The sequence below is a fragment of the Allosphingosinicella deserti genome (genome assembly GCF_003012735.1).
Taxonomy (GTDB): Bacteria; Pseudomonadota; Alphaproteobacteria; order Sphingomonadales; family Sphingomonadaceae; genus Allosphingosinicella; species Allosphingosinicella deserti.
Map to the genome: position 1 here is coordinate 81760 of NZ_PXYI01000009.1, position 26594 is coordinate 108353.

The 26594-nt window shown below is 65.2% G+C and carries 27 protein-coding genes; 12 read left to right on the forward strand and 15 right to left on the reverse strand.

Translation table 11 applies throughout. From position 1 onward, the window contains the following. The first annotated feature begins 96 nt into the window (after positions 1-96). From C7I55_RS22415 to C7I55_RS22425, 3 genes are all read left to right on the forward strand, one after another. Positions 97-1206 carry a DUF3089 domain-containing protein gene (locus C7I55_RS22415; protein WP_106515423.1) on the forward strand — a complete coding sequence of 370 codons (1110 nt, stop codon included), beginning with the start codon at positions 97-99 and terminating at the stop codon, positions 1204-1206. Beyond that, positions 1203-1664, forward strand: coding sequence for a Holliday junction resolvase RuvX (gene ruvX / locus C7I55_RS22420; protein ID WP_106515268.1), 462 nt, complete (start codon positions 1203-1205; stop codon positions 1662-1664). The genes C7I55_RS22415 and ruvX overlap by 4 nt, the downstream gene beginning before the upstream one ends. 61 nt (positions 1665-1725) lie before the next feature. Beyond that, the gene (locus C7I55_RS22425) at positions 1726-2652 is read left to right on the forward strand and encodes an aspartate carbamoyltransferase catalytic subunit (protein WP_106515269.1); all 927 of its coding nucleotides are present in this window, start codon (positions 1726-1728) and stop codon (positions 2650-2652) included. Between the two features lie 30 nt (positions 2653-2682). Here the strand turns inward: C7I55_RS22425 and C7I55_RS22430 are convergent, their stop codons facing one another. From C7I55_RS22430 to C7I55_RS22440, 3 genes are read right to left on the reverse strand one after another with little or no spacing between them, the layout of a single operon-like run. Continuing rightward, a complete protein-coding gene (locus C7I55_RS22430) occupies positions 2683-4050 on the reverse strand; it encodes an SPOR domain-containing protein (RefSeq protein ID WP_158266541.1) in 1368 nt (455 codons plus the stop codon). 13 nt (positions 4051-4063) lie between these two features. Then, the gene (locus C7I55_RS22435; protein ID WP_106515271.1) at positions 4064-4654 is read right to left on the reverse strand and encodes a hypothetical protein; all 591 of its coding nucleotides are present in this window, start codon (positions 4652-4654) and stop codon (positions 4064-4066) included. Between the two features lie 14 nt (positions 4655-4668). Then, positions 4669-5397, reverse strand: a complete 729-nt coding sequence (locus tag C7I55_RS22440; protein ID WP_106515272.1) for a ParA family protein — start codon at positions 5395-5397, stop codon at positions 4669-4671. A 213-nt stretch (positions 5398-5610) separates the two neighbouring features. Between C7I55_RS22440 and C7I55_RS22445 the strand changes: the two genes are divergently transcribed. The 3 genes from C7I55_RS22445 to greB all read left to right on the forward strand — a co-directional run bounded on the left by C7I55_RS22445 (position 5611) and on the right by greB (position 7671). Further along, entirely contained in the window at positions 5611-6654 is a 1044-nt protein-coding gene (locus C7I55_RS22445; RefSeq protein WP_106515273.1) for an SPOR domain-containing protein, read from the forward strand. Positions 6655-6818: 164 nt separating this feature from the next. Further along, on the forward strand, positions 6819-7100 hold the full coding sequence (locus C7I55_RS22450) for a hypothetical protein (RefSeq protein ID WP_233222359.1): 282 nt from the start codon (positions 6819-6821) through the stop codon (positions 7098-7100). A gap of 88 nt (positions 7101-7188) precedes the next feature. Further along, entirely contained in the window at positions 7189-7671 is a 483-nt protein-coding gene (greB, locus tag C7I55_RS22455) for a transcription elongation factor GreB (RefSeq protein ID WP_106515275.1), read from the forward strand. A 39-nt stretch (positions 7672-7710) separates the two neighbouring features. Here the strand turns inward: greB and C7I55_RS22460 are convergent, their stop codons facing one another. The 3 genes from C7I55_RS22460 to aspS form a co-directional block, all read right to left on the reverse strand. After that, on the reverse strand, positions 7711-8106 hold the full coding sequence (locus tag C7I55_RS22460; RefSeq protein WP_106515276.1) for a hypothetical protein: 396 nt from the start codon (positions 8104-8106) through the stop codon (positions 7711-7713). A gap of 71 nt (positions 8107-8177) precedes the next feature. Then, entirely contained in the window at positions 8178-8957 is a 780-nt protein-coding gene (locus tag C7I55_RS22465) for a polyphosphate kinase 2 family protein (protein WP_106515277.1), read from the reverse strand. 78 nt (positions 8958-9035) lie between these two features. After that, positions 9036-10853 (reverse strand): aspartate--tRNA ligase, encoded by a 1818-nt coding sequence (gene aspS, locus C7I55_RS22470; protein ID WP_106515278.1) that lies wholly within the window; start codon positions 10851-10853, stop codon positions 9036-9038. Positions 10854-11010: 157 nt separating this feature from the next. Here aspS and rnd point away from each other — a divergent pair, with 157 nt between their 5' ends. The 3 genes from rnd to C7I55_RS22485 are packed head-to-tail and all read left to right on the forward strand — an operon-like array spanning position 11011 to position 12955. Further along, complete coding sequence (gene rnd, locus C7I55_RS22475; RefSeq protein ID WP_106515279.1) at positions 11011-12186, forward strand: ribonuclease D; 1176 nt, start codon at positions 11011-11013, stop codon at positions 12184-12186. Beyond that, complete coding sequence (locus C7I55_RS22480; RefSeq protein WP_106515280.1) at positions 12183-12500, forward strand: I78 family peptidase inhibitor; 318 nt, start codon at positions 12183-12185, stop codon at positions 12498-12500. Before rnd ends, C7I55_RS22480 begins: the two co-directional genes overlap by 4 nt. Before the next feature lie 47 nt (positions 12501-12547). Continuing rightward, positions 12548-12955: a putative quinol monooxygenase gene (locus C7I55_RS22485; protein WP_106515281.1), complete on the forward strand. Its 408-nt coding sequence runs from the start codon at positions 12548-12550 to the stop codon at positions 12953-12955. A 22-nt stretch (positions 12956-12977) separates the two neighbouring features. Here C7I55_RS22485 and C7I55_RS22490 read toward each other — a convergent pair whose 3' ends face one another. From C7I55_RS22490 to C7I55_RS22505, 4 genes are read right to left on the reverse strand one after another with little or no spacing between them, the layout of a single operon-like run. Next, positions 12978-14441 (reverse strand): Ppx/GppA family phosphatase, encoded by a 1464-nt coding sequence (locus tag C7I55_RS22490; RefSeq protein WP_233222361.1) that lies wholly within the window; start codon positions 14439-14441, stop codon positions 12978-12980. Between the two features lie 14 nt (positions 14442-14455). Next, positions 14456-16621 carry an RNA degradosome polyphosphate kinase gene (locus C7I55_RS22495; protein WP_106515283.1) on the reverse strand — a complete coding sequence of 722 codons (2166 nt, stop codon included), beginning with the start codon at positions 16619-16621 and terminating at the stop codon, positions 14456-14458. Next, positions 16618-17235, reverse strand: coding sequence for an HdaA/DnaA family protein (locus C7I55_RS22500; protein WP_106515284.1), 618 nt, complete (start codon positions 17233-17235; stop codon positions 16618-16620). Before C7I55_RS22500 ends, C7I55_RS22495 begins: the two co-directional genes overlap by 4 nt. 1 nt (position 17236) lies before the next feature. Continuing rightward, positions 17237-18475: a heavy-metal-associated domain-containing protein gene (locus tag C7I55_RS22505; RefSeq protein ID WP_233222362.1), complete on the reverse strand. Its 1239-nt coding sequence runs from the start codon at positions 18473-18475 to the stop codon at positions 17237-17239. A 114-nt stretch (positions 18476-18589) separates the two neighbouring features. Here C7I55_RS22505 and purM point away from each other — a divergent pair, with 114 nt between their 5' ends. Genes purM through C7I55_RS22520 form a run of 3 tightly spaced genes read left to right on the forward strand, consistent with a single transcriptional unit; the run spans position 18590 to position 21263 of the window. Further along, positions 18590-19684 carry a phosphoribosylformylglycinamidine cyclo-ligase gene (gene purM, locus C7I55_RS22510; protein WP_106515286.1) on the forward strand — a complete coding sequence of 365 codons (1095 nt, stop codon included), beginning with the start codon at positions 18590-18592 and terminating at the stop codon, positions 19682-19684. Continuing rightward, positions 19677-20309, forward strand: coding sequence for a phosphoribosylglycinamide formyltransferase (gene purN / locus C7I55_RS22515; RefSeq protein WP_106515287.1), 633 nt, complete (start codon positions 19677-19679; stop codon positions 20307-20309). Before purM ends, purN begins: the two co-directional genes overlap by 8 nt. Positions 20310-20360: 51 nt before the next feature. Further along, entirely contained in the window at positions 20361-21263 is a 903-nt protein-coding gene (locus C7I55_RS22520) for a sulfotransferase family protein (protein WP_106515288.1), read from the forward strand. A gap of 117 nt (positions 21264-21380) precedes the next feature. Here C7I55_RS22520 and ndk read toward each other — a convergent pair whose 3' ends face one another. The 5 genes from ndk to C7I55_RS22545 form a co-directional block, all read right to left on the reverse strand. Further along, positions 21381-21803 (reverse strand): nucleoside-diphosphate kinase, encoded by a 423-nt coding sequence (gene ndk / locus C7I55_RS22525; protein WP_106515289.1) that lies wholly within the window; start codon positions 21801-21803, stop codon positions 21381-21383. Positions 21804-22199: 396 nt separating this feature from the next. Then, positions 22200-23726: a M20/M25/M40 family metallo-hydrolase gene (locus C7I55_RS22530; RefSeq protein ID WP_106515290.1), complete on the reverse strand. Its 1527-nt coding sequence runs from the start codon at positions 23724-23726 to the stop codon at positions 22200-22202. Between the two features lie 226 nt (positions 23727-23952). Next, a complete protein-coding gene (locus tag C7I55_RS22535) occupies positions 23953-24270 on the reverse strand; it encodes an antibiotic biosynthesis monooxygenase family protein (protein WP_106515291.1) in 318 nt (105 codons plus the stop codon). A gap of 218 nt (positions 24271-24488) precedes the next feature. Further along, on the reverse strand, positions 24489-25097 hold the full coding sequence (locus C7I55_RS22540) for a glutathione S-transferase family protein (protein WP_106515292.1): 609 nt from the start codon (positions 25095-25097) through the stop codon (positions 24489-24491). Between the two features lie 26 nt (positions 25098-25123). Then, a complete protein-coding gene (locus C7I55_RS22545; RefSeq protein ID WP_158266542.1) occupies positions 25124-26434 on the reverse strand; it encodes a L,D-transpeptidase family protein in 1311 nt (436 codons plus the stop codon). Positions 26435-26594: the final 160 nt, after the last annotated feature.

Consider the following 26594-nt stretch of genomic DNA (forward strand, 5'->3'; position numbering starts at 1 on the left):
CCCGGTGGCGGCCGTCCCTGCCGGCCTGTCTTATTCCTTGCATCCATCCCTGCCATCCGCTTGTGCAGCCTTGATGCAGTTTCGGAGGAATTGATGCTGGCGCGGCGTTTCCTGTGGGTGGTTGCGGGTCTTGTCGTGCTGGTTCTGATCGGAGCGATCGCGTTCCGGCTCTACGGCAACGAATTCCTGCGCATGACGCTGGTGCCGAACGCCGCGTTCGAAGGCGGCCCTCCGCCTGCGACCAGCACCTACGAAAAGCCCGAAATGTGGCTGGCGCGCCCCGATCTCAAGGACAATCCATCACTATGGACGCCCCCGGGCGTCGGCCACAGCGCCAAGACCGATGCGCTGGTCTTCTTCATTCATCCGACCTCGTATCTGGAGAAATCCGCGTGGAACGCGCCGCTCGACCATGCGGACTCGCAATGGCGGGCGAACCTCTTCGTGCGCAGCCAGGCCAGCGCGTTCAACGACATCGCCGCGATCTGGGCGCCCAAATACCGCCAGGCGACGTTCGGCGCGTTCCTCACCACTCAGGCCGAAGCGCAGAAGGCCCTCGACTTCGCCTACCGCGACGTTCTCGCGGCGTTCGATACCTTCCTCGACAAAGCGCCCAAGAATCGGCCGATCATCCTTGCCGGCCACAGCCAGGGCAGCCTCCACCTCACCCGGCTCCTGCGTGAACGGGTTGCCGGGACTCCGCTCGCCAGGCGGATCGTCGCGGCCTATGTAGTCGGCTGGCCGATTTCGGCCACCGCGGATCTCCCCGCGCTCGGCCTGCCCGCCTGCGAAACCCGGGAACAGGCGCGCTGCATCCTCAGCTGGCAGAGCTTCGCCGAACCCGCCGATCCCAAGCTGGTCACGGACGTCTACGATGCGTCGGCAGGACCAAGTGGTATCCCCCGCGCCGGCTCGCCGATGCTGTGCGTCAACCCGCTTACCGGAATGAGGAGCGGCGAAGCGGCGGCCGAGACCAATTCCGGCATGCTCGTGCCCAACAAGGAACTGACCGAAGGCAAGCTCACCAAACCCGCGGTTGCGGCGCGGTGCGACGTGCGGGGCTTCCTGCTGATCGGCGAGGACGCACCGGATCTCGGCCCCTATGTCCTCCCGGGCAACAATTATCATGTTTATGATTACGCCCTGTTCTGGATGAACATCCGCGCCGACGCTGCCGCCCGCCTTGCAGCGTATAAGCGCCGATGATCACCAGCAAGATCGCCGAGTTCCGCGACCAACTGCCCGAGGGCGGCCGGCTGATGGGCCTCGACGTCGGCACCAAGACGATCGGAGTTGCGCTGTGCGACGCCGGTTGGTCGATCGCGACAGCGGCCGAATTGATCCGGCGGACGAAATTCCAGGTCGATCTTGAAAAGCTCCGTCAGTTCGCCGTCCGACAGAGCGTTCGAGGCCTCGTTATCGGGCTGCCGCTCAATCTCGATGGCACAGACAGTCCGCGTACCCAATCGACCCGCGCCTTTGCCCGCAACACGCAGCCGCTGGGGCTCCCGATCCTGCTGTGGGACGAGCGCTGGTCGACCCAGGCGGTCACGCGCGCCCTGCTCGACGCCGACACCAGCCGAGCCCGCCGGGCCGAGCTCGTCGACAAGATGGCTGCCGCCTACATCCTCCAGGGCGCAATCGACGGGCTGATGATGGGGTGATCGGCTCCGGGGCGCGCGGGGTGCTTGCTCCCTCACACTCCCCAGCCTATCGGGCTCGCTCATGTCCAGCTTCGCGCACCGCCACCTGCTCGGGATCGAGCAGCTCTCCGCCGACGACATCCTCCTTCTTCTTGATGAAGCCGAGCATTGGGTTTCGTTCAATCGGCAGAGGCGCAAGCAGGACGATCGGCTTGCTGGGCTGACCCAGTTCAACGTCTTTTTCGAGAATTCTACCAGGACGTTGTTTTCGTTCGAGGTCGCCGGGAAGAGGCTGGGCGCGACGGTTGCAAACTTCCATGCGATCGGATCGTCGGTGCAGAAAGGTGAGAGCCTGATCGACACGGCGCTTACGCTCGATGCGATGCAGCCGGACGTGATGGTGATTCGTCATTCGGAAACCGGTGCGCCGGGCGATGTCGCCGACGTCGTCGGGTGCGCGGTGATCAACGCCGGCGACGGCACCGGCGAACACCCGACCCAGGCGCTGCTCGATGCGCTGACGATGCGGCGACGCAAGGGCCGGATCGAGGGCCTCAAGATCGCGATCTGCGGGGACATCAAGCATAGCCGGGTCGCCGGCTCGAACATGCGCCTGCTGCCGAAGCTCGGTGCGCAGCTGCGGGTGGTCGGCCCGCCCAACCTCCTGCCCGACGACACGCGCGGACTGGCGGCCTTCACCAGCCTCGAAGAAGGCATCGAGGGTGCCGACATCGTGATGATGTTGCGTATCCAGCGCGAGCGAATGGAAGCGAGCGTCTCGGGCTCGCTCGAGGATTTCCACGCTCGCTACGGTCTCACTCGCGAGCGGCTGAAGCGCGCGGCACCGGATGCCGTGGTGATGCACCCGGGGCCGATGAACCGTGGCGTCGAGATCGCCAGCGACGTCGCCGACGATCCCGATCGCTCCGCCATTCTCGAGCAGGTCGAGATGGGCGTCGCGGTGCGGATGGCGGTGCTCGACGTACTGACACGCGAACGGAGGGGCTGACCCCTCCGTTCCTGTTCGTTCCGGCTCGTATCAGCCGCGGCGAACCCCGGTGTAGCGGCTCGCCCATTGCACCGGAGCGTCGCCGGCGACGGCGCGGACGAAGCAGACGCCGCCCTTCGCCTTGACCACCTGGCAAACGCGGGCTGCGTCGTTGCGGCTGTCGAAGCCGGCAACCGACAGGCGATGGAACACGCCCTTGGGCAGCTTCACCGTGGTCGACAGCGGCGTCTGGCTGGAGAAGCCGTAACGCTTGTAGGCCGAAGCCCAGGCACGCTCGACGGCCGCCGGGCTGCTGAACGCCCCGAGCTGCACGGCGAAGCCGCCGTGGCCGCGCGTGACGGTGCCGCTGTTCAAGACCGCGGGGGCGGCACGGAAGCTGCGGGCGGCCTGCTTGGCAGGCGCCACTGCTCGGATCGCTTCCGGCTGGGCGGAGACCAGGGTCTCGACTGCGGATGCGTAAACGGGCTTGGTTTCGACCGCCGCCTCGCCGTCCTGCTGATCTCGGGCCGAGACCCAATCGGACATGTCGGCATTCTGGACCGGGGCATCCTGGGGCGACGGGGCAGCCAGCGGTTCGAAGATCGCGGGCGTGGCGACAGCGGCCGGTTGCTCGGCAGCGGCCAGCGCAACACCCTCATTCACGGCCGGGGCAAGGGCCAGGTGGGCCGGCTGACCGGCATCGTCTGCCGACGGCGTAGCGCCGACGAACGCTGCAACCTGAGCTGCAGGAGCATTGGGCTTCGCAAGCGCCGCCCATTGTTGCAGACGGCCGCTCAGCTGATCGGGCGAGATATCCTGAGCCGCTGTGATCCGCGCCTTCTCCCAGTCCCCGGAAAGCGCGTAAGCGAGCGCCAGATTCTGACGGACTCGCGCCGCGGCACCGGCTTCACGCGCCGCGGGTTCGAGCAACTGAATGGCCCGGCTGGTCTCACCGGCCAGCGCATAAGCCAGGCCGAGGTCGGCGGCCGGTGCGGTCTTCATGTCCTCGAGCTGGGCGATTGCGCCGCCGCGTTCGTCGAGCGCAATGCGGGTCAGCGCGACCCACAGACCGGCGCGAACGTTGCCCGGATCGAGCGCCAGCACGTCCTCGAACGTGGTCTCGGCCGAACGGAAGCGGCCGTTCTTGATGTACAGATCGCCGAGCAGCATGCGGAAGCCGACATCCTGTGGCGAAAGCTCGACGGCGCGCTCTGCGTGGCCGAGTGCACCCGCGAAATCCGACTGCTGGCTGGCCGCGTTCGCCTTGGCATAGAAGGTCATCGCCTGCTGATCGGCCTTCGACGCCTGCGTGGACACGCTGTTCGGCCGGAAGGCTTGCGTGCCCGGATTGCAGGCGACCATCGTGCCGGCCAATGCAAGACCGGCGAAGCCGAACTTGAGCACCTTGTTGTTGTTCATCATACCACTCCGCTCAGCGGCCCGAAGCTTCGATCGGCAGCCGCTCGGCCAACGCTTCGATTTCGGGAAGAGATTTCAGGAATTCATCGAGTGCGCCCGTCACCAGTTGCTGCGCGGAGCGATGCGAGACCGCGCAAGCGAGGCGGAGGCGCAGATGGCGTTCCGGATCGAGACGGAGCGTGAATGCAGCCTTGGCTTTTGCCGGTAGGGTGGTTTTCGTCGGACGGGACGGCGACAATTTGCGCGTCGCGCGTGGGCGCTGCGGAAGATTCACGACCTCTGCTTTGGCGACTGAGGCCTTCGGAGGGATCTGCACCTCCTCGACTGGCGCTTCCTGCGCAAATGTTTGCTCCAGCGCGCGCTGATGGACGATCACGGCCGGCTCCGGCGCATTCCGTACCGTCGAAGGGGTCAACCCGGCATTCCCTGCAAGAGGCTCTGTCGCGGGCGTCGCAGCTTCCTGCTGGCCCATATCGTTCCAGCCAAGGTCCTCGAGGCTACCGCCGAAGCTGCCGAAACCTTGGGGTCGCATGGCCGGCTTGGCTGCACCTTTGCGGGCAAGCAGGCCCGAGGAAAGCGAAGCGAATGGCTTGGTGTCGCGCATCGTCCGGCCCTCCGTCACTGGCCCACGACGCGGCGGCCGAAGCCGCCGGCCGGACGCACCGCCGACGCATGCGGCGCGCCGGGAACGAAGCTGCCCGGAGCGGTGAACACGGTGCGTCGGAAATTCTTCTCGAGCCGGTCGGAGATATACTCCCACAATCCCTCGACTTCGCGGGCAGATTTCCCCTTGGGGTCGACCTCCATCACAGTGCGGCCGTCGATCATTGACGCGGCGAAATCGGTGCGATGATGCAGCGTCACCGGGGCAACCGTGCCGTGCTGCGACAGCGCGACTGCCGCTTCGTAGGTGATTCGCGCCTTGGGTGTTGCGGCGTTGACGACGAAGATGAGCGGCTTGCCGGCACGTTCGCACAGATCGACGGTGGCGCCGACGGCGCGCAGATCGTGCGGCGACGGGCGGGTCGGAATGACGATCAACTCGGCCACCTGGATGACGCTCTGGATTGCCATGGTGATCGCCGGCGGCGTATCGATTACCGCGAGCTTGAAGCCCTGGCTCCTAAGGACCTCGAGATCGGCGGATAGGCGGGCGACGGTCGTCTGCGCGAATGCCGGCATTTCGGCCTCGCGCTCGTTCCACCAATCGGCCAGCGAGCCCTGGGGGTCGATGTCGATCAGGCAGACGGGACCAGCCCCGCTGCGTTCGGCCTGCACGGCTAGGTGGCCAGACAGGGTCGTCTTCCCCGATCCACCTTTTTGCGACGACAATGCCAATACGCGCATGTTTTCCCCTCACCTCGCGGGTTCGTGGACTGCCTCTTGCGCCCGGCTCGGCTAAATTTCGGTTAACGCGGCAACGACTTGCCGCCACAATGGCCTCGATTCGCCGCGTCATGACGTCACGCGTCAGGACGATCGGTTGTCTGTCCGCGTAGTGCTAAGAGCGAATTAACAAACTTGGGGTACCGACCCCGGCAGATACGACGGAGTTCATCGATGCAGACCAAGGGCCGCAAGCTTCTCGCCGCAGGTGCGGCGGTCGCCCTCCTTCTCGGTGCCGGCGGCACGCTTGCCTTCGCTCCTGGGGGCGATGCCTATGCCGAGGCTGCCAAGATCGAGGTCAAGCAGGGCATCGATGCATGGCAGAGAGGCGATCACGCCGGTGCGGTGCGGATGTGGCGTCCGGTTGCAGACGCTGGCAACGCCGACGCCCAGTTCAACCTCGGCCAAGCCTATCGCCTCGGCCGGGGAGTTCCGACCGATCTGCGCACGGCGCAAAGCTGGTTCGAGAAAGCGGCACAGCAGGGCCATGAGCAGGCGCAGGCCAATCTCGGCCTCGCGCTCTTCCAGAATGGCGAGCGCGAGCGAGCTCTGCCCTGGATCCGCAAGGCCGCCGACGCCGGTGATCCTCGTGCCCAGTACGTGCTTGGCACGGCCATGTTCAACGGCGATCTGGTGCCGAAGGATTGGCCGCGGGCTTATGCGCTGATGCAGCGGGCCGCCGGCCAGGGCATGCCGAACGCAGCGTCGAACCTCGAGCAGATGGACAAGATCATCCCGCTTGCTCAGCGCCAGCAGGGCCTCGCCCTCGCCCGCCAGATGGAGCAACAGGCGCCGCCGCGTCTGCAACAGGCTCCAGGATCGATCGGCAAGGCCAATGTGCCGCCGTCCAATTCCGCGATTCAGTCGACCCTCGCTGCGCCCGTTCCCAAGGCAGCGCCCGTGCCCAAACCGGCGCCGGTTCGCACGGCTGAGACTGCGCGCCCGTCGGCGCCCGCCGCCGTCCGTGCTCCCATCGCCACCAGCGCTGCCGGATGGCGTGTGCAGCTTGGCGCGTTCAGCACCTCTGCAAATGCACAGCGTCAATGGGCTGGCCTGCGGGGCAGGGTCGGAGCGCTCGCGAGCCTGCGGCCTTTCTATGTCGCGGCCGGCCCGGTGACGCGGCTCCAGGCGGGAGGCCTCCCGAACCGCGCGGCCGCAGACCGGGTCTGCGGTGCCGCGAAGGCGGCCGGGTCGGCCTGCTTCCCCGTCGCGCCCTGACAATATGCTGAGACCGGCCGCAAGGAGCGTTCGTTGGTAATCCGGCTTGCATGTCGGCGGCGCTATTAACCCTTTTTTCGGCGCCCCGATCTATCGTAGGAAACGCTGGGCAGCCGGGGAAAAGGCACATGGGTGCAAGAGCGCGAATCGGTAAGGACGAGACTATGGCGACGCGCTGGCGGCGCCGGCGGATGTGCATTCTCGTCGCCGAATCGCCCTCTCCTGCGGCGCTGCGGGAAGTCAGCGCGCGCGGTGCCTTTCTCGAAACCAACGCCAGGCCGCCACTCGGGGCGTCCGTGGAACTGCGCCACCCGGAAGCGGGTACCATTCGGGGGATCGTCCAGGCGCTCGCCCATGATGGCGTCCGGCTCGATTTCGCCTGCGGCGAACATTCGGTCGGATTTGCGCTGGCGGCGATCGCTGCGGACATGAGCCGCCCGCTGTAGCGGATCGGCCTTCGGGGGGAGCGTCGCTTGCCGCCCCGACCGGACTCGAACGCTGGACTTCCGCGATGAACCGGAGGACGGAGGCGGAATGGCTGACAAACCCAATTACATCACGCCGGACGGGTACCGGCGGCTCCGCGAGGAATATGAGGCGCTGTTCGGCACTGAACGCCCGCAGCTGGTGGAAACGATCAGCTGGGCAGCCGGCAATGGTGACCGCTCCGAGAATGGCGACTACATCTACGGCCGCAAGAAGTTGCGTGAGATCGACCGGCGGATCGGCTGGCTTTCGAAGCGCATGAAGAATGCGAGCGTCGTCGATCCGGCCAAGCAGCCCGACCGCAGCAAGGTGTTCTTCGGAGCGATCGTGACCTTGGTCGACGAGGATGATCGAGAGCGCGTTGTCACCTTGGTCGGGGAGGACGAGACCGATCCCTCCGCTGGTCGCATCGCTTGGACCTCGCCGATCGCCCGTGCCATCCGCGGTGCCGCCATCGGAGACGTTCGACGCGTCACCCTGCCCGCCGGAGAACGCGAATTGGAGATCGTGAAGATCGAGTATCCAGGCTGAGGCTGATCTCTTGGGGGCCGAACCGGACGTTGACTTACCTCAGTTCCCGGACCCCTCGGCGAACCGCACGTGGTTGACCAGCGCTGCTTTGACCTCACCGTCGGTGAGCTGCATGTCACGATCCGTGTCCGCATGGCGGCGGAACCAGATATTGGCTTCGTCGGCCGTGGCGAGCGTGACCCGACGATCCTGATCGTCGTCATAGCGATCGCGGACGAGCCGCCGGCCCTCCTCCGTGCAAGCGAGCCAGGGATCGAGCGCGGATCCCCCCTCGCCTTCGAAGAAGCCGCAATCGTTGCCGAGCCGTTGATAGTCGCGACCAACATAAGCATAGTCGCCATAGCCGACGGGTCGGCTCCCGTAATCGTCATAGGTGGTGCAGGCTGCACCAGCGACAGCAGCCGCGAACAGACTCGTTATGCCAGCGAAGCGCATTGCCGATCTCCCGCCAGTGGATCCGTGCAGCCTAACATGATCCGGACAATTTGGTTCATTGTTTCGCGGCGTTAACCATCTTTCCCGAAAACGACCGCCGCGATCTGCTCCACCTCGGGATCTGCTCTCGGAGCCTTCATTGGGACGGCCGCTTCGAGCGCCTCGGCGACAGCGGTGAGTGCGACGATCCTTGCCGCCTTCTTGTTGTTGCCGTCGATCACGGTCCACGGCGCCCACCGTGTGTCGGTGCGTGCGAACATGTCATGATAGGCATCGAGATAGGCTTCCCGCCGGCTGCGGTTGCGGAAATCTTCCGCGGTCACCTTCCAGCGTTTCCAGGGATGGTCGAGCCGCGCCTCGAGCCGCTTGTCCTGGGTTTCCTGCGTCACGTGGAAGAACAGCTTCACGATCGCCGCGCCGTTGAAATGCTGCTGCGCCTCGAACTCGTTGATCTCGTCATAGCCGCGCCGCCATTCGGGGCCGGGCGTCAGTTCCTCGACCCGCTCGACGAGCACGCGGCCGTACCAGCTGCGGTCAAAGATGCCGATGTCGCCCTTTCCGGGGAGCCGGTTCCAGAACCGCCAGAGAAAGTGGCGGGCGCGCTCCTCCGCATTCGGCGCCGAGATTGGCCAGACCTTGAAAGCCCGCGGATCCCAGCCGGTGGTGATCCGCTGGATCGCCCCGCCTTTGCCGGCCGCATCCCAGCCCTCGCAGACGATGATACTGCTCTTCTTATAGACGATGTGGCTGACCAGCACCCGCGACAGTCGCTCCTGCAGCGCCGCGAGGTCGGCATCATAGTCGCCGTCATATTTGGCGCCTTTTTCGTAGTCGGACAGATCGATCGCCACGACGCCTCCTCATTCACTTCCCCCGCGCAAGAATCGCGGGGGAAGCTGTCCGAACAACTCTTGTTGACCGCCTGTTCCTTATCCCGGCGCGACGACCTTTGCGGGATCCTTCTTCGCTGCGCCGGCCGGCTCGACGAGCCGGATGTGCAGTTCCCGCAGCTGCTTGGCACTTACTTCGGACGGGGCGCCCATCATCAGATCCTCGGCCCGCTGATTCATCGGAAACAGCACGACCTCGCGGATGTTCGGCTCGCCCGCCAGCAGCATGACAATGCGGTCTATACCGGGAGCAGAGCCGCCGTGAGGCGGCGCGCCGAACTTGAACGCGTTGATCATGCCGGAGAAATTCTTGTCGACGTCTTCCTTCGAATAGCCGGCAATCTCGAAGGCCTTGTACATGATGTCGGGCCGGTGGTTCCGGATCGCACCCGACGAGAGCTCCACGCCGTTGCAGACGATGTCATACTGATAGGCGAGGATATCGAGCGGATCTTTGGTCTCGAGCGCCCCGAGCTCGCCCTGCGGCATCGAGAACGGATTGTGTGAGAAATCGACCTTCTTCGCGTCTTCATCATACTCGAACATCGGGAAGTCGACGATCCAGCAGAATTCGAAGCGGTCCTTGTCGATCAGATCGAGCAGTTCGGCCGTGCGGGTGCGTGCGAACCCGGCAAGCTTCGCCGCCTGCAGTTCCTTGCCGGCGGCGAAGAAGATGCCGTCATCCGGCCCGAGCCCGAGTTCCGCGATCAGCTTGCGAGTGGCCTCCTCGCCGTGATTCTTGGCGATCGGGCCGCCGAGTTCGCCGCCCTTCTGCGTGATGTAGCCGAGACCCGCATGACCTTCGGAGCGTGCCCATTCGTTCATCTCGTCGAAAAACCGGCGGCTCTTGTCGGCCGTGTTGGGCGCCGGGATTGCACGAACCACGCCCCCGCCGGCGACGATGTTGGCGAACAAGCCGAAGCCCGAGCCTTCGAAATGCTTGGACACGTCGGAGATCAGGATCGGATTGCGGAGGTCCGGCTTGTCATTGCCGTATTTCAGCATCGATTCCCGGTATGGAATGCGCGGGAAGCTGCCGGCCGGCGTCACCGAGCGGCCGCTGGCGAATTCCTCGAACACGCCGGCGAGCACCGGCTCGATCGCCTGGAACACGTCCTCCTGCGTGACATAGCTCATCTCGAAATCGAGCTGGTAGAATTCGCCCGGGGATCGGTCGGCACGGGCATCCTCGTCGCGGAAGCAGGGCGCGATCTGAAAGTAGCGATCGAAGCCGGCAACCATGAGCAACTGCTTGAACATCTGCGGCGCCTGCGGGAGCGCATAGAATTTGCCGGGATGGACGCGGCTCGGCACCAGGTAGTCGCGCGCGCCCTCGGGGCTCGATGCCGTCAGGATCGGCGTCTGGAATTCCGTGAAGCCTTGATCCGTCATACGCCGGCGGATGGAGCTGATAACCTGCGAACGAAGCACGATGTTGGCGTGGATACGCTCGCGGCGGAGATCGAGGAAGCGATAGCGGAGGCGCGTGTCCTCGGGATATTCGGCCTCGCCCGCGACCGGCAGGGGCAATTCCTCGGCGGACGACTGGACGACGACCACGTCGGCCGACAGCTCGATTTCCCCCGTGGCGAGGTTCGGGTTGGCGGCTTCGGAGCCGCGGCCGACGACGACGCCGGTGATGGTGACCACCGATTCCACGCGCAGCCCGTCGAGGATCTTGAGCGGCTCGCTGTTCGCCTTGGCGACGATCTGGGTAATGCCATAGTGATCGCGAAGATCAACGAAGAGCACGCCGCCATGGTCGCGCTTGCGGTGGATCCAGCCCGAGAGCCTGACCGTCTCCCCGACATGGGAGGCGCGAAGTTCGCCGCAATTATGAGTGCGATAGGCGTGCATGTTGGCCGCTTTCCGTATCCAAGGCTAAGTGATGTTTTCGGCAGCGGCGTTCGCGGCCAGGGGCGCTTTTGTCAAGCCGGCGGCGCTAAGAGACATTTGCGGGTTCGTCATACAAGCCACTTTGTCATCCGCAAAGGCGCTCGCTATGAGGGCCGCAATGCATATTCATCCGTTGATTACCGACAGCGAGTCGCTGAAGAGCCTGTGCGACCGCCTTGCGCAGTCCGATTTCGTCGCCGTGGACACCGAGTTCATGCGCGAGAACAGCTATTGGCCCGAGCTATGCCTGATCCAGATCGGCAACCGCGAAGAGGCGGCTGCGGTCGATCCCAAGGCCGATGGGATCGATCTGACGCCCCTTCTCGATCTGATGGTCGACAATGAGGACGTGCTGAAGGTCTTCCATGCCGGCGGCCAGGACATAGAGATCGTCTACAATCTTACCGGTAAGACGCCTCATCCCTTGTTCGACACCCAGATCGCGGCAATGGCACTCGGGCTTGGCGAGCAGGTCGGCTATTCCAACCTGGTCGAGAGCCTGGTGGGCAAGACGCTCGACAAGGGCGCGCGCTTCACCGATTGGGCGCGGCGGCCATTGGACAAGCGCCAGATCGATTACGCGATTGGCGACGTCACCCATCTCGCCACACTGTTTCCCAAGATGCTCGAGCGGCTGCGGCGCACCGGTCGCGGCGACTGGCTGGACGAAGAGATGGAGCGGCTTGCAGATCCGTCCAATTACGAGAATGAGGCCGATCTCGCCTGGAAGCGGGTCCGCATCTCGAGCCGCAAGGCCGACGTGCTCGGTCGGCTGAAGGCGCTCGCCGCCTGGCGCGAGAACGAGGCGAAGGCGAAGAACCTCCCCCGCGGCCGGATCATGAAGGATGAGACCCTCGCCGATGTCGCCTCGCATCCGCCTGCCGGTCAGGAAGGGCTCGCGCGGGTTCGCGGATTGTCTCCTGCCTGGGGCGGGAACGACATCGGTGGCCGGCTGATGGCGGCGCTCGCGGCGGCAAAGCCGCTGCCCGCCGACGAGATGCCCGGACGCGAGGAGCGCGGACCTGGGCTTGGCAAAGAAGGTGCATTGGTCGCCGACCTGCTGAAGCTTCTGCTCAAGATCCGCGCTCGCGAAGGCAATGTCGCCGCCCGCCTGATTGCAAAATCTGAGGAATTGGAAATGCTCGCCGCCGGTCGACGCGAGGGCCTTTCGATTCTTACGGGCTGGCGCTTCGACGAATTCGGCCGCGATGCCCTCGATCTGGTGGAGGGGCGCCTCGCTTTCGCGGTCAAGGGCGGCAAGCTGATGATGACCCGTACGGAGCATTCCCAATGACGACGCGCGTGATCAAGACCGTGGGCCTCCTCGCGATGATGGTTGCAGGCGGCTGCTCAACCGTCGCATCTGGTGACAGCGATTCGATGCCCGTGGGTGGCGAGACCGCCCCCACGTGCAAGGCGGAAGCGGCACAGACGCTCGTTGGACGGGTTGCAAGCGAAGCTCTGGCGGCAGAGGCCATGCGTCTCACTGGTGCCGGAACTTTGCGCTGGATCCCCCATGATGGCGTCGTCACCATGGATCTTCGCGAGGATCGCCTCAACATCGAGCTCGATCCGGCGAACAAGGTCACTGGCATACGCTGCGGCTGACCCAAGCAAGCGATTGCGCGGCGCCCGAGCGGCGTTAGACTCACCCGATGAGCACCGATCGACGCACATTTCTGGCTGGGGCAGCCTTATCCGCGGCCATTGCGCCAGGGGCGACTGCCAGCACCGACGTCGCTCCTGTCGTTCGATACGGATTGATCGGCAAGATGGCGGCAAAGGCGGGCCGGCGAGCGGACCTCACACGTATCCTTCTGGACGGCGTATCGGGGATGCCGGGCTGCCTCAGCTACGTCGTCGCCGAGGATTCGTCGGATCAGGACATATTGTGGATCACCGAGGCATGGATCAGCAAGGATGCCCATACCGCCTCCTTGTCGCTGCCGTCGGTGCGCGCAGCGATTGCGAAGGCGCGACCATTGATCGCCGGCATGACGGCGATCGCCGAAACGGTTCCGATCGGCGGAAACGGGCTGGTGCGTCCCGACCTCAGCGCATAATCCATCGGATCTGGGCGTAGACTTAGAAGGTCGTGACCTCGGTCTTGTTGCCGAGGGCGGCGGCGAGACGGCGAAAGCGCCGATCGACAGTCTCTCCGTAGAGCGCTTCCTCACCCTTGGGCAGGCATAGGCGCAGAATGCCCTTGCCACAGCTCAGCCGGCTGCGAGCAAGGCTGGCGGCAAGGCCGCCGCTGAGCCGCTGGCCGAGGCGCATGGCAAGCCCCCACAAAGCGGCACGCTCGAGCTCCGCTTCGCTGCACAGGGCCGCGACCCTCTTGTCGGGGAGACTTCGGCCGCCGCCGAAGTTGGCCCAGAGCGCCTGCGCGATCATTACCCGCCCTGGCGCGTCGACACCAACCCAATTGCCGTGGAGCGCCATCTCGAGCCCGCGCTCCGCCCGGAAATCGGGGTGCGCCTGCCAGGCGACATCGGCGAGCAGGCAGGCGGCGAGTCGAAGGCGTGCGTGATGCGGCGGATCGTCGAAGATCGGCGCGATCCAGGCGTCGAGCAGATCGCCATGTTCCCCAAAGCGGCTAAGCCCCCTGCCCGCCTCGCGCGCCGCCTCGAGCAAAGGATCGAGCAAGCGCTCCTTGCCAGAGAGGCGATGGTAGAGAAGGCCTTCGCGAATGCCGAAGCTCGACACGATCAGTTCGCTTGGCTGGAGCTCGTCCGCGATGGCCGAAAGCACAAGCTTCGCCGCCGGCAAGGTCGGTATGCGCGATGCCGTCAGCGTGGGGATCGACTTGGGATCCGCTTTGTCGAGCAGACGGATGGTCTTGCGCAGCTCTTCGGGCCGCGACGGCGCCATCGCATATTGGTGGGTGATCGGCAGTGGATAATCGGTCGCGATGAGATCGAGGCGAGCGAGCGCGCGCCAGGATCCGCCGACCATGTAGAAGGGGCGCCCCCTGCCGCGGCTGCCGAGCCCGGTTTCGTCGAGCGCCTTGCGCAACGTCGCTGCAACTCTGGTTTCGGCTTTCTTGTCCGGCTCGCCGATGCGCAGCACACCCAGCGGAAGCGATACGCTTCGCCTGACCTTCCCTCCCCCGACCTCGGCAAGCTCGAGGCTGCCGCCGCCAAGATCACCGATGATCCCCTCGGCCTCCGGAATACCGGAAAGAACGCCCTCGCCGGCGAGAACACCCTCCATCTCGCCGCTTATCACTTCGGGTTCGAAGCCGAGAGCACGGATGCGATCGAGGAAGGCTTCGCCATTCTTGGCGTCGCGAGCCGCTGCGGTTGCGACGACCCAGGTACGCCGCACCTTCATCTGGCCGATCAGCAGCTTGAACCGGCGCATCGCCGCGAGCGCGCGCTCCTGGGCATCGGGCGCCAGGCGCCCCGTCTCGGCGAGGCTGGCACCAAGGCCCGCCAGGATCTTCTCGTTGAAGATGATCGTGGGCGTCCGCGGCGCGCCAGCATAGACGACGAGACGCACCGAGTTGGACCCGATGTCGATGATCGCGATCGGCTCGCGGTGTGGCACGGTCTTACGGATCCTCACTGTCCGCGATGGATGCGCAATTTCGGCACGGCGCCGCTGCGGAGCGCCGCACCACGTCCGGACAGAGACGGATTGGTCATGAAGTAGCGATGGAGGTTGAACGGCGGCTCCGCGCCGGGGTGCAGCCGCTCGTACGTACCGTCCGGGTTCAACCGCCAGCTCTGTTCATTGTCGATCAGATTGGCCACCATCACCTGGTCCAGCACCTGCGCATGGACCGTCGGGTTCTCGATCCGCAGCATATACTCGACGCGGCGATCGAAGTTGCGCGGCATCCAGTCGGCGGAGCTGATGTAGACCAGGGCCTTGCGGTTGGGGAGGTCATCGCCGTTGCCGAAGCACCAGATCCGGCTGTGCTCGAGGAAGCGGCCGACGATCGATTTGACACGGATGTGATCGGAAAGGCCCGGCACCCCCGGACGAAGGCAGCAAATACCCCGGATGATCAGCTCCACCGCGACGCCGGCTTGGCTCGCGGCATAGAGGCTATCGATCACCGCCGGATCGACGAGCGAGTTCATCTTCGCCCAGATCATGCCGGGCCTTCCTTCCCGGACATGCGCGATCTCGGCCTCGATCAAACGGGTGAGCTCGTCGCGGAGGCCATGCGGCGACATGGTGATCAGTTCCTGGCCCTGCGGCTCGACATAGCCGGTGATGTAGTTGAACAGCTGCCCGACATCGCGGCCCGCGCGGGGATCGGCAGTGAAGAAGCTCAAGTCGGTATAAACCCGGGCCGTCACCGGATGGTAGTTCCCGGTGCCGAAATGGCAGTAGGTGCGGTAACCCTTCTCCTCGCGGCGGACGACCATCGACACCTTGGCGTGAGTCTTCCAGTCGATGAACCCGTAGACGACCTGGACTCCGGCCCGCTCAAGCGCGGTCGCCCAGAGCAGATTCTGTTCCTCGTCGAACCGGGCCTTCAATTCGACCACGGCGGTAACGGATTTGCCCGCCTCCGCGGCATCGATCAGGGCGCGAATTACCGCCGATTGCTTGCCGGCGCGGTAGAGGGTCTGCTTGATCGCTACGACGTCCGGATCCGCCGCCGCTTGCTTTAGAAATTCGACCACCGCCTCGAAGGTTTCGTAAGGGTGATGGATGACGATGTCCTTGTCGCGGATCGCGGCGAAGCAATCGCCGCCATGCTCGCGAATGCGCTCCGGAAACCGTGGGTCAAAGGGAGTGAATTTCAGATCCGGGCGATCCTCGTCCACAAGGGCCTGAAGATCGGTGATGCCGAGAAAGCCGGTCGAGGAGGAGACCAGCGCATGCTTGGCGTTGAGACCCTCGCTGACCATCGCCTTCAGGTCGTCGGGCATGTCCGCTTCGAACGCCAGGCGGATCACGCGGCCGCGGCGGCGGCGCTTGATGGCACTACGGAAGTACCGGACGAGATCCTCTGCTTCCTCCTCGACCTCGATATCGCTGTCGCGAATGATCCGGAACGCGCCGCCGCCGAGCAATTCATAGCCTGGAAAGATGGTGCCGATGTGCCGGCGGATCAGCGTCTCGACCGCGACGTAGTGGGATGCCTTCCCCGGCAGGCGGATGAACCGCGGCAGAGTTGCCGGCACCATCAGCAATTCGCGGATCGGCTGACCATCCGACAGGCGCTTGAGATCGAAGATCAGCGAGAAACCGGCATTCGGTATGAACGGAAAGGGATGCGCCGGATCGATCGCCTGCGGCGTCAGGATCGGAAAGATCTGCTCGCGGAAATGGCGATCCAGCCACTCGCCGTCCTCGGCGGGGATGTCGGCGCCGCGGAGAACGTGGATCCCGGCTTCGGCGAGTTCGTGGCGCAATTCTCGCCAGACCTGCTGCTGCGCCCGGGTCAGGCGATCCGCATGGGCCGCGATCGCCAGCAATTGCTGGGACGGGGTCATCCCGTCGGCCGAGGCCTCCTCGATGCCGAGGATCTGCTGCCCCTTCAGGCCGGCTACCCTGACCATGAAGAACTCGTCGAGATTGTTGCCGGAGATGGAGAGGAATCGCACGCGCTCCAGCAGAGGATGCGCCGAATTGCTCGCTTCCTCCAGCACCCGGCGGTTGAAGGCCAGCCAGCTCAGTTCACGGTTGAAATAGGGCTGGTCCGGCCCAAGCGCGGGCTCGTTGCGCTCGATCCGGTCGCCGTCGGCGGAGATGGGGCCGTCGATCATGCCGCCTTAGCCCGCCGAATCAGCCCGGCTTCCGAGAGCGCGCGTTTCACGGTCGGAACGGTGATCCGACCGCCGCGGGAGAGAAGAGCACGATCGAGCGCATCCACGACCTGTTGGACGGCTACGTAAGATCGTTCGATCCGCGGCACGATATACTCGGCAACATCGGGCGGCACGGCGATCCCGCGGTCTCCGAGCAGCTTCACGATCAGGCCTGCGATAAGGCAATCGTCCGGCGCGCCGATCTCGATCTGTGGCGTGGCCGCCAGTCGCGATCGAAGGTCCGGCAACGCGACCGTCCATCCCGGCGGCGCCGCGTCGGCTACGATCAGCAGCGGACGTCTTGTCTCCTGCGCGTGGTTCCAGGCGTGAAAGATCGCTTCCTCCTCATGCCGTTCGGCGTTGTCGAACAATCTGCCGCCGGTCTTGCGGACAAAGATGCGGGCGAGCAGGCTCCGGCCCGATTTGCGGGGTCCGGTGAGCAGGGTCGCCATCACCGGCCACAAGGTCCAGCGCTTCAGATGGTCGAAGGCAAGCCGATTCGCGTCCGACAGCAGGAAATCCTCGTCGCGGTCCGCCACCGGCCAGTCGAGCGGCAGCGCGATCTGCGCCACGTCACTCGTCTCCGCCGCGGCTGATGCGCAGACTGGCCCCCGAGCCGGACACGCGCCAGCCCTGCGCCTCGAGCGCCCGCTGGAATGCCGCGGCATCGCCCATGTAGGTGACACGCATCACCGAGGTTCCGCCCAAGGCGAGGCTCGTGGTCAGCGCCGACGTCACACCGCCGATGCGGCTCACCGACAGCTCGGCGCGATTGACCGCTGCGGCGCTCGGCGTGTCGACCTGCAGACTGAAGGTCGTGACCACGGCCGTCGGGGTCGTCGGCTCGCCGGGCGTCGAAGGCAGCGACGGCACCACGCTGGCGACCGGCGCCTCGGGTTCGAACTCTTCCACAGGCGGCGGCTCGGGAACGACCAGGGAGGGATCGGGGGCGAGCTGGCCGACGGTAAGCGCCTGGCTGTAGATCTGGTCCAGTCGCCGCACGCCCTCGTCGAACAAGCGTCCGATCGAGGCGCCGTTTTCGGCCTTGAGCAGCACCCGCCCGAGAATACGATTGTCCGGCCCGGCGCGCGCCACGAACAGCGCCGTCGCGGGCCCACCGGGATAGAGTCGGTGGAGATGGACTTCCGGCACGATGACATCAGCCGCGCCATATTGATCGAGCAGCATCCGCCACCAGCCGCGTCCAGGCCGCCGTGTCTGCGAGACATTGAGCAGCAACGGATCGATCCCGGAGCCGGTCGGGCGGACATAGTCCACGGGGCTGTTAACGGTGCGGAATCGCGCCCAGGCTTTTTGCCATTCGTTGCGCGATTCGAATGTCTGATAGGCGGATCCGGTCAGCATCACCGGGATCACCAGCATCGGCGCCGAGCGCTGAACCGGACCGCTGACGCCGAGCAACTGGCCGGTGCGCGCCCGATCGAACAACACGCCCAAGGTCGCAATGTAGCGTTTCGGCCCGATCTGTTCGTTCTCGACCACGATCCCGGAGACCATCCCGTTCAAGGTCGAATCGGGAAGGTTCGGCGCTTCTGAGATCGGCCGTCCATTGGTCTTTGCCCAAAGAGCGCGCCACGCCTTTAATTGGGCCTGGCGCCAGCCTTCCTGGCGCGCTTTCTCGGCGCTGGGGGCCGAGGTGTCGACTTCGACCCCGGTCACTTCGAAGGTGGAGGCGCTGTCGATCGGCGGGACACCTCGGTCGGCACCTTCGAGCTGAGCGTAAACGGCCCCTCCGGCGAGGAGGGCCGCGGTGAGACCAAGGATCAGGGGCAGACTGGGGAGACGCTTCACGCCCGCCTTTTGGCCGCTCGGGCGCCGAAATCCAAGCGCGATGTGGCGAGGTGCGTTGGTTTCGGCTCGCGGCGCACCCTTCCCCTTCCCCCGTTCAGAGTCTAAGCGGCGCCGATGAGCGAGGGTGAAAGCTACACATACGCCAAGGCTGGCGTTTCGATCGCGGCGGGCAATGCCCTGGTGAAGGCCATCGCGCCGCTCGCGAAAAGCACTGCGCGGCCGGGGGCCGACGCTTCGCTAGGCGGCTTCGGCGGATTTTTCGATCTGAAGGCCGCCGGCTATCGTGACCCCTTGCTGGTCGCGGCGAACGACGGCGTCGGTACCAAGCTGAAGCTCGCCATCGATTTCGATCGGCACGAAGGGGTCGGTATCGATCTCGTCGCGATGTGCGTCAACGATCTGATCGTGCAGGGCGCCGAACCGCTGTTCTTCCTCGATTATTTCGCGACCGGCAAGCTGGAGAGCGGAGTCGCCGAGCGCGTGATCGCCTCGATCGCCGAAGGTTGCCGCCAGGCCGGATGCGCGCTGATCGGCGGCGAAACCGCCGAGATGCCGGGCATGTACGCGCAGGGTGATTACGATCTCGCCGGCTTTTGCGTCGGTGCCGTCGAGCGCGAGGACGCGCTGACCGGCCACCGCGTCCAGGACGGCGACGTGATCCTCGGCCTCGCCTCGTCGGGCGTCCATTCCAACGGCTTCTCGCTGGTGCGCAGGCTCGCGGCCGACAAGGCGTGGAAGCTCGATCGCCCGGCGCTGTTCGATCAGGACGTGCTGCTGATCAAGGCCCTGCTCGCGCCGACCCGCATCTATGTGAAATCGCTTCTCCCGCTGGTGAGGGCCGGCCAAGTCGCGGCGATGGCGCACATCACCGGCGGCGGCCTGCTCGAGAATATCCCCCGCGTGCTGCCTGACCATCTTCATGCGTATGTCGACGCCGATGCCTGGCCCCAGCCCAGGCTGATGGCGTTCCTCCAGGCGCAAGGCAATATAGAGCCGGAGGAAATGGCCCGCACCTTCAACTGCGGCATCGGAATGGCCGTCATCGTCCGCCCCGACGACGCCGATCCCGTCGCTGCAGCCCTCGAGGCGGCCGGCGAAACCGTGTTCCGAGTTGGTCGCATCCAGGCCGGCCCGAAAGGCTGCACCGTCTCCGGATCGGGCGGCACCTGGTCGGCGCGGGGGGACTGGACCGCCACCCACAATGGCTAACGACAGCGGGGCGGCGAGAACGGGCCGCGTCCGGATCGGAGTCCTGCTGTCCGGGCGCGGTACCAACATGGCCGCGCTTTCCGAATACCGCCGCAGGCAGGAGCGATCCTACGATCTCGTGTTCGCCGGGTCGAACGTGCCCGAGGCCAGGGGCCTCGTCGTGGCGCGCACGCTCGGCATCAAGACCTGGGCCAAGAGCCACAAGGGCATGGCGCGCGAAGAATTCGATGCGCTGCTCGATGCCGAGCTCCGGCACCATGACGTCGAGCTGATCGCACTCGCGGGCTACATGCGCCTGCTGTCCCCCGATTTCATCCGGGCATGGGCAGGACGGATCCTCAACATCCACCCGTCGCTGCTTCCGCTGTACAAGGGGCTCGACACTCACGCCCGTGCGCTCGCCGCCGGGGACATGTGGGCCGGCTGCTCGGTTCATCTCGTCACCGAGGCGCTGGACGACGGGCCGGTTCTCGCCCAGGCCAAGGTCAAGATACGGGAGCGAGACACGCCGGAGACGCTGGCCGCCCGCGTCCTGGATGAGGAGCACAGGCTCTATCCGGAAGCACTCGACGCCTTCGCCGCCCGGTTCCGCTCCGGGCTGGCGCCGGGGGGCGACCTCGCTTAGCCTTGCCGGCACATGAGCGGGGGGAACGGGGATCATGACGGGCGACAGCGGGTGAGCGGCCACCTCATCCACATCGGCTATGCGAAAGCGGGATCAACCTACCTGCAGCGCTGGTTCGCGGCCAACCCCCAGATCCAGTATGCCGAGGGCGGAATTGCGGGGTATCGCGATATCTACGACGTCGCACGGCAGAGCGCCGATCCTGATCCGGCCATTCGTTGCCGAGTCTCGAGCTCGGAGGGGCTGGCGACACCGCACCCCTTCGTCGGGCTGAGGGATATCGACTATCGGCGGATGCACGGCCTGCAATTGCCGGATGCCCAGGCCGCGGTCTGTCACGGGCTCGCACGGCTGTTTCCCGAGGCATCGGTGCTGCTCGTCACCCGCGGATTCCGCTCGATGATGCTGTCCAGTTACTCGCAATACGTGAGAACTGGGGGTCCGGACGAGTTCTTCGCGCTCCGTGAAGGCTTCGGGTCCGAAACCCACCCGAGCCGCCATGCCTGGGATTATGACGGGTTGATCCGCCTGTACCGGAAGGCGTTCGGGGAGCGCCTGATCGTCCTGCCCTACGAGTTGCTGCGCGACGATTCCGAAAGGTTCATCCGCATCCTCGAAGCCGAACTCGGGCTCGATCATTTCCCGCCGCCGTCACAGCGGGTGAACGAAGGTCTCTCCGGCGTGGAGATACGCTGGTACCCGCGGCTTTCGCGCTTGCTGCGCAGGCTGCCGGTTGGTGCCCGTCTCCAGCAGCGCATCTTCGTACATTATTCGCGGGCAGCAACCGACAATCGCCTTCGGCACCTCATCCGGCTGCTCCAGCGCTTGAGCCCGGCGGAGCCCGTCACCGAAGCGCTGGTGAGCGCCGAGGTACTGGAGCGATTCCGTGGGAAAGCAGAGGCACTTCGCAGGGAGCCCCTCTATGCGCCATACAAGGAAGAGTATCTGCTCTGAGGAGCAGATATTCTTGCGAGGCGCCGAATCGGACAAAGAAAGGGCCGACCGCGGCACCCGCCGCGGCCAGCCCTGATAACCTCGCAAGGTCCGGTTGAACCTGCGCAGTGACGCTTCTTATCCGACGATTTCTTCGGGCTTGAAGAAGAAGTCGATCTCGATCTTCGCGTTTTCGAGGCTGTCCGAGCCATGCACCGAATTGGCTTCGATCGACTCCGCGAAGTCCTTGCGGATCGTGCCAGCGTCGGCATTGGCCGGATTGGTCGCGCCCATCACTTCGCGGTTGCGGAGAACGGCATTCTCGCCCTCGAGCACTTGAACGACCACCGGGCCCGAGATCATGAAGGTGACGAGATCGTTGAAGAACGGACGCTCGCGGTGAACGCCGTAAAAGCCTTCCGCCTGTTCGCGGCTCATCTGAATCCGCTTCGATGCGACGACGCGCAGACCCGCTTCCTCAAGCTTGGCGGTGATCGCGCCGGTAAGATTGCGACGGGTCGCATCGGGTTTGATGATCGAGAAAGTGCGTTCGGTCGCCATGCCGTGAAGCTCCATTGATTGGGTGAAGGATTGGCCGGCGCTTTAGAGGGAGATTGCGTCCGGGGAAAGAGGGGCCCTTGCGATGCGTCCCGGCGGGGGCGCTTCTACGCGTGGATCCCTCGTTGGGATCTAACATACGTACATTTGCTGCAGTGCAACAAACGCAATCGCGGCCCGGATCATTGCATTTGCACGGCTGCGGCGCCCAAGGCAGAGGCGCCGCGACTTTGCAATCAAATCAGGGATTTCGAAAATGTTCAGCCTCGTTGTTCTCGCTTATCGCGCCGTTTCGGGTCGTCTCCAGCTCGACATCACCGGCGCACCGACGCTGTAAAATGAGACACGCCCCCGCGCGTGCCTTCGACCTTTGCCAATCGACCGATCACTGGCTAGCGCTCAGCCTTGCGCCGCAACTTCGTAGAGCAGGTCCGCATAAGCCATCGTCTGTTCGGTAAGCCCGGCAATCTTCGGATTGATGCTCTCGATCACGAAATATTCGTCCGGAGCATGGGCGCCGGCACCGGTTCCAAGCCCGAACTGACCGGCGGGGAGGCGCAGCGGATCGCCGGTGAAGACGACCCCCGGCCATGAACCGGCATTGCGCACGTTGAGCGCCCAGGTGATCCCCGCGCGCGTGAGCACCGCCTGCTGGGCTTTCGTCAAAGCTGCGTCTTCGGGTGTCTGGTTGGGACCATATCCGCCGGTGACGTTGACCTCGACGTCCGGAAATCCGTGCTTGGCCAGGTGCGCCTTGAGCTTGGCGACGCTGTCGTCCTTGGTCATGTCGGGTACAAGCCGCATTTCGACCTTCGCGGTCGCCCGATGCGGCAGGATCGTCTTGCCACCTGGGCCCGTATAGCCGCCGACCAGCCCCTGGATGTTGATCGTCGGTTGCTCCGCCAGTCGGATCAGAGACTGCTCCCAGCTTTCGTCGTTGATCCAGCGCTGAACGCCCAGCGCCTTCTTGGCATCGGCCTCATTGCTCTTGCGGGCTGCCTCGGCGATCAGCGCCTTCTGACGTGCAGTGAGCGGCGTCACCCGATCGAAGAAGCCTTCCACTGCCGGCGTGTGCCCGTCCGGGCCGATCAACGTATTCAGCGCCTGCACCAGCCGCCAGGCCGGGCTGTCGACCCGGGCGAACTGACTCGAGTGAATGTCATGGGCAGGGCCCCTGCCCCAGCTTTTGCTGCTCGACACGATCTCCATCTCGACCGCTCCCTTGGCACCGAGGCTGATCGTGGCATTGCCATTCGCTGACTGGCCTGCGGTGGGGATGATCACCCCGACGCACTTCTTCATCGTCGCCGTGACTTGGGGATCGCGGATGGCGTTGAGGAAATTGGGCGAGGCAATCTCCTCCTCCCCTTCCGCGATGAGTGCGATGTTGACCGGAGGCGTGCGACCGGATGTTTTGAACGCGTGCAAGGCCGCCAGGAAGGCGCCCTGCGGCCCCTTCTGGTTGACGGCACCGCGGCCCATGATCACCTTACCGACACCGGGCCGGTCGACAATCCGCGCTTCGAGCGGCGGCACCGACCATTCTGCGGGATCGAACTGCTTCACGTCGTACATGAAGTAGATGCCCATCCACTTCGGGGCGCCGACATCCAGCGTCGCGAACACCGCCGGAACGCCGCCGGTCGGCACCGTTCGCACGGTTTGGAAACCGGCCTCGCGCGCCAGCGCCGACATAGCGGCCACGCCTTCGTCGATCCTGGATTTCTCGGCTGCGATCGTGGGATTGCGGATCCAGGCCTGAATCCGCGCGATCGCGGCGTCGCGACCCTGCTCGGCGGCACGGCGGATCGCCGCCAAATCGCCAGCTCGCGCCGCAAACGCGACACCAGGCATCATGGCCGCAGCACCGGCGGCCGCAGCCTGGAGAAGTGCACGACGGCTCGTGCCGAAGTCGTTCCTGTCCATACACACCCCGCTCTTCTCTGTGGCGCCATGAAAAGCGGAGCACGAGCGCACGTCAAGCTCTCGACTGCCGATGGTCATCGTGATCGACGCGTTTCCAATCCGCCAGCAGCCTATTCAAAGAAGCGATGCTACCCTCGGTGGGCGGTCCTGAAGGCACAACGCTGCCTTCAGAGACCGGCCAGCTCGATGCCGCCGCCGTGACCTTGCGCCCGGCGGCCTGCCGCTTTCAGCGCTCGAGAGTCCTCACCACTTCATAAAGGCCCGGCGCGGCACGGCCGAGGGCCTGGTTGCGCTCGATGAAACCTCCCGCCTGCAAACGCTCGAAGACCCGCGTCATCGCCGGCGCGTCGCGGGCCTGGGCGTAGTTCACCACGCGTGTCCCATCGAGGCTCCGGTGCAGGCTTGCCGAGATCCAGCCGGGGACTTCGCGACACGCGCGGGCGGCCTCGTCGAGCAATTCGATCAGCGGCAGCTGACTTCCCTGCGGCACGGTGAAGACGTTGATCTGAGTAACGATTCCGGTGTTCGGTGCGATGATCGGCATATGTGGCTCCATCCAGAGGCTCGGTGGAGCGCGGCTGCATCAGGTGCAACGACAGATCCCGCCGAGCCGTGCGACGCTTGCCCGCCAGGGCTCGCCGGGGGCTTCTGCTTGGCAGAGCGCGGAGCTCCCGCAGCGCGGGAGGCGCCGGGCTTACCTATGCCGGCGCAGGTCCTTTTCGACTCTGCGATCGTAGAACGCAGCAACGCACTTGTCGACGCTTAACCCATCACCTCCAGCGGCGGCAGCCATCCCGGCAGATGCCGGATCCGGGCGAGCCAGGCGTGCAGCTTCGGAAAGGCGGCGAGGTCCAACTCCGCCACATCTTCGTAAAGGAGGTAGGCGGAGCAGGCCAGATCCGCCGCCGAGACCTTCTCGCCCATCAGGAACGGCCTCACGGTGACTGCCTCCTCCAGCACGGCGAGATCGGCCATCATCCGGGCTTTGAGCCACGCCATCGCGTCCGGCGTGAGCGGTGCCGCCAAGAGAGAATGGAAGCGGTAAATGGGCAGCGCGAGGCCGATCCGGTTGGCCTCCCAGAACAGCCATTCCGTGAGACGATCCGTATCGACATCCCAGCCAAGCCCCCGATGCTCGCGAGCGAGGTGCAGGAGGATGGCATTGGACTGCACGATCGGTCGATCGTCGACCATCAGCACCGGCACCTCGCCGAACCGGCTCGCGCGCTGCCATTCGGGATCGCGTTGCTCCCGTGACGGCCGAATGTCGATCGAACGATATTCATGCTCGATGCCGAGCAGGAGAAGAGCCAGCCGAACCTTGTAGGAATGGCCCGACTGGAGACTGCCATACAGTCGATATCTGGTCACGTCCGCCCCCGCTTCGGCAATCTCGATCAGCCCCCCGACCGAGGGGTGCTTTCGTCCGCGACCGCGTAGCGGTTCAGCAAGGCCGCGTCGCGCGCATAGGGGTCGGCCCGGAACTGGACGCCGTCGGGACCGCCTTCCGCGGTCAGATAGGTGATGTAGACCGGCACCGGCCGCTCAAGCGGGACATCCTCCTCGACGGCCGGATCCTTGCCCGTGGGCATCGCGCCGAACAGCCAATTCGCGAGCCGCTTGGCATCCTCGACGCGCACGCAGCCGTTGCTGAGCCAGCGATCCTGCTGCTGGAACAGCGACTTGTCGTTGGTGTCGTGAAGGTAGATGCCGAAATCGTTGGGCAGCATGAACTTGATCATGCCCATCGAATTGCCTCGGCCGGGGAGCTGACGAATGCGCAGCTCCGTCTTGCGCTCGGCAACCGCCTGCCAGTCGACGCTCGCCGGATCGACTTGACGGGCATCGTCGGTCCAATCGGAGAGGATCTCGTAGCGTTCGGCCGCAATATGGCCGAGACCTTCGCTCAGCACCTTAGGCGCGACCAAGGTCTGGGCGAGGTCGGCCGGCACGTTCCAGTAAGGATTGACGCTGGCATAGCGAATCTGCGCTGCCATCATGGGCGTCGCAGAGGCGGCCTTGCCGACGATCACCTTCATGCTGTCACGCACGTCGCTGCCCTCGATCATGAACAAGCGGGCTGCGCCGACGTCGACAAGCACGTAGCGGCCCTTCTCGTCCGTGCCCGGGAGCGCCTTGGCCCGATCGAGATTCAACATCAGGACCCGCTCGTAATACGCCGCGCCACGGTTCAATGAGGCGATCGTCCCCTCGCCGGCGATGCCGTCCGCCTTGATCGCATGCACCTGCTGATAGCGCTTCACCGCCGCGGCGAGCGCATTGTCATATCCGCCGGCAGTACCGAGACCCAGGCGTTCGCGCAGAAGCGACACCCGCTCGCCCGTCGCCCCGGGCTTCAGCACCGGGCCTGCCGGGATCGGTGTCTGCGGAAGCGCGCCCCAAGTGGTGCGATATCGGACCAGTCCCCTGCGGAGCTGCGTGTAGACCGGGTTGACCGGGAGGAAGAGATCGGTCGCCGATCCTGCTTCGTCCTTGAGCCCGATCTCGTGGAGCAGACCCTCACGTTTGTGCACCGCCGGCGCCATTTCGGGATCGACGAAGATCATGTCCACGCCCTGCTGGACGCTGGGCGGGATCTCGACCGGCTCGATCGGACGGCTGTCGCGCCCGATTGGCGAAGGGGCCGCCACGGAGGAGGTGCTTGCGCCAAGCGCAAGGAGAAGCAACGGGATACGAACGAATCTCATCCTGCGCCTCTGCCTTTCTCTACCTGAATCGAAGCCGAACCAGCCCATGTCATGTCGTTCCCCGGTGCGCCGCTGCAAAAGGTAGGAACGTTCCGAAGCCGATCAGGATGCAGGCCCTCCTTCGGTGCCTCGCATGATTGTGCGGCACGGGCACCTGCCC

What these genes read in the sequence shown, in the direction of transcription:
- C7I55_RS22450 (WP_233222359.1), top strand. Translation starts at nt 6,819, where the DNA reads ATGGCGACGCGCTGGCGGCGCCGGCGGATGTGCATTCTCGTCGCCGAA.
- greB (WP_106515275.1), top strand. Translation starts at nt 7,189, where the DNA reads ATGGCTGACAAACCCAATTACATCACGCCGGACGGGTACCGGCGGCTC.
- C7I55_RS22495 (WP_106515283.1), bottom strand. Translation starts at nt 16,621, where the DNA reads ATGATCGACGGCCCCATCTCCGCCGACGGCGACCGGATCGAGCGCAAC.
- C7I55_RS22445 (WP_106515273.1), top strand. Translation starts at nt 5,611, where the DNA reads ATGCAGACCAAGGGCCGCAAGCTTCTCGCCGCAGGTGCGGCGGTCGCC.
- C7I55_RS22440 (WP_106515272.1), bottom strand. Translation starts at nt 5,397, where the DNA reads ATGCGCGTATTGGCATTGTCGTCGCAAAAAGGTGGATCGGGGAAGACG.
- rnd (WP_106515279.1), top strand. Translation starts at nt 11,011, where the DNA reads ATGCATATTCATCCGTTGATTACCGACAGCGAGTCGCTGAAGAGCCTG.
- C7I55_RS22535 (WP_106515291.1), bottom strand. Translation starts at nt 24,270, where the DNA reads ATGCCGATCATCGCACCGAACACCGGAATCGTTACTCAGATCAACGTC.
- ruvX (WP_106515268.1), top strand. Translation starts at nt 1,203, where the DNA reads ATGATCACCAGCAAGATCGCCGAGTTCCGCGACCAACTGCCCGAGGGC.
- purN (WP_106515287.1), top strand. Translation starts at nt 19,677, where the DNA reads ATGGCTAACGACAGCGGGGCGGCGAGAACGGGCCGCGTCCGGATCGGA.
- C7I55_RS22545 (WP_158266542.1), bottom strand. Translation starts at nt 26,434, where the DNA reads ATGAGATTCGTTCGTATCCCGTTGCTTCTCCTTGCGCTTGGCGCAAGC.
- C7I55_RS22430 (WP_158266541.1), bottom strand. Translation starts at nt 4,050, where the DNA reads ATGAACAACAACAAGGTGCTCAAGTTCGGCTTCGCCGGTCTTGCATTG.
- ndk (WP_106515289.1), bottom strand. Translation starts at nt 21,803, where the DNA reads ATGGCGACCGAACGCACTTTCTCGATCATCAAACCCGATGCGACCCGT.
- C7I55_RS22425 (WP_106515269.1), top strand. Translation starts at nt 1,726, where the DNA reads ATGTCCAGCTTCGCGCACCGCCACCTGCTCGGGATCGAGCAGCTCTCC.
- purM (WP_106515286.1), top strand. Translation starts at nt 18,590, where the DNA reads ATGAGCGAGGGTGAAAGCTACACATACGCCAAGGCTGGCGTTTCGATC.
- aspS (WP_106515278.1), bottom strand. Translation starts at nt 10,853, where the DNA reads ATGCACGCCTATCGCACTCATAATTGCGGCGAACTTCGCGCCTCCCAT.
- C7I55_RS22460 (WP_106515276.1), bottom strand. Translation starts at nt 8,106, where the DNA reads ATGCGCTTCGCTGGCATAACGAGTCTGTTCGCGGCTGCTGTCGCTGGT.
- C7I55_RS22480 (WP_106515280.1), top strand. Translation starts at nt 12,183, where the DNA reads ATGACGACGCGCGTGATCAAGACCGTGGGCCTCCTCGCGATGATGGTT.
- C7I55_RS22435 (WP_106515271.1), bottom strand. Translation starts at nt 4,654, where the DNA reads ATGCGCGACACCAAGCCATTCGCTTCGCTTTCCTCGGGCCTGCTTGCC.
- C7I55_RS22530 (WP_106515290.1), bottom strand. Translation starts at nt 23,726, where the DNA reads ATGGACAGGAACGACTTCGGCACGAGCCGTCGTGCACTTCTCCAGGCT.
- C7I55_RS22485 (WP_106515281.1), top strand. Translation starts at nt 12,548, where the DNA reads ATGAGCACCGATCGACGCACATTTCTGGCTGGGGCAGCCTTATCCGCG.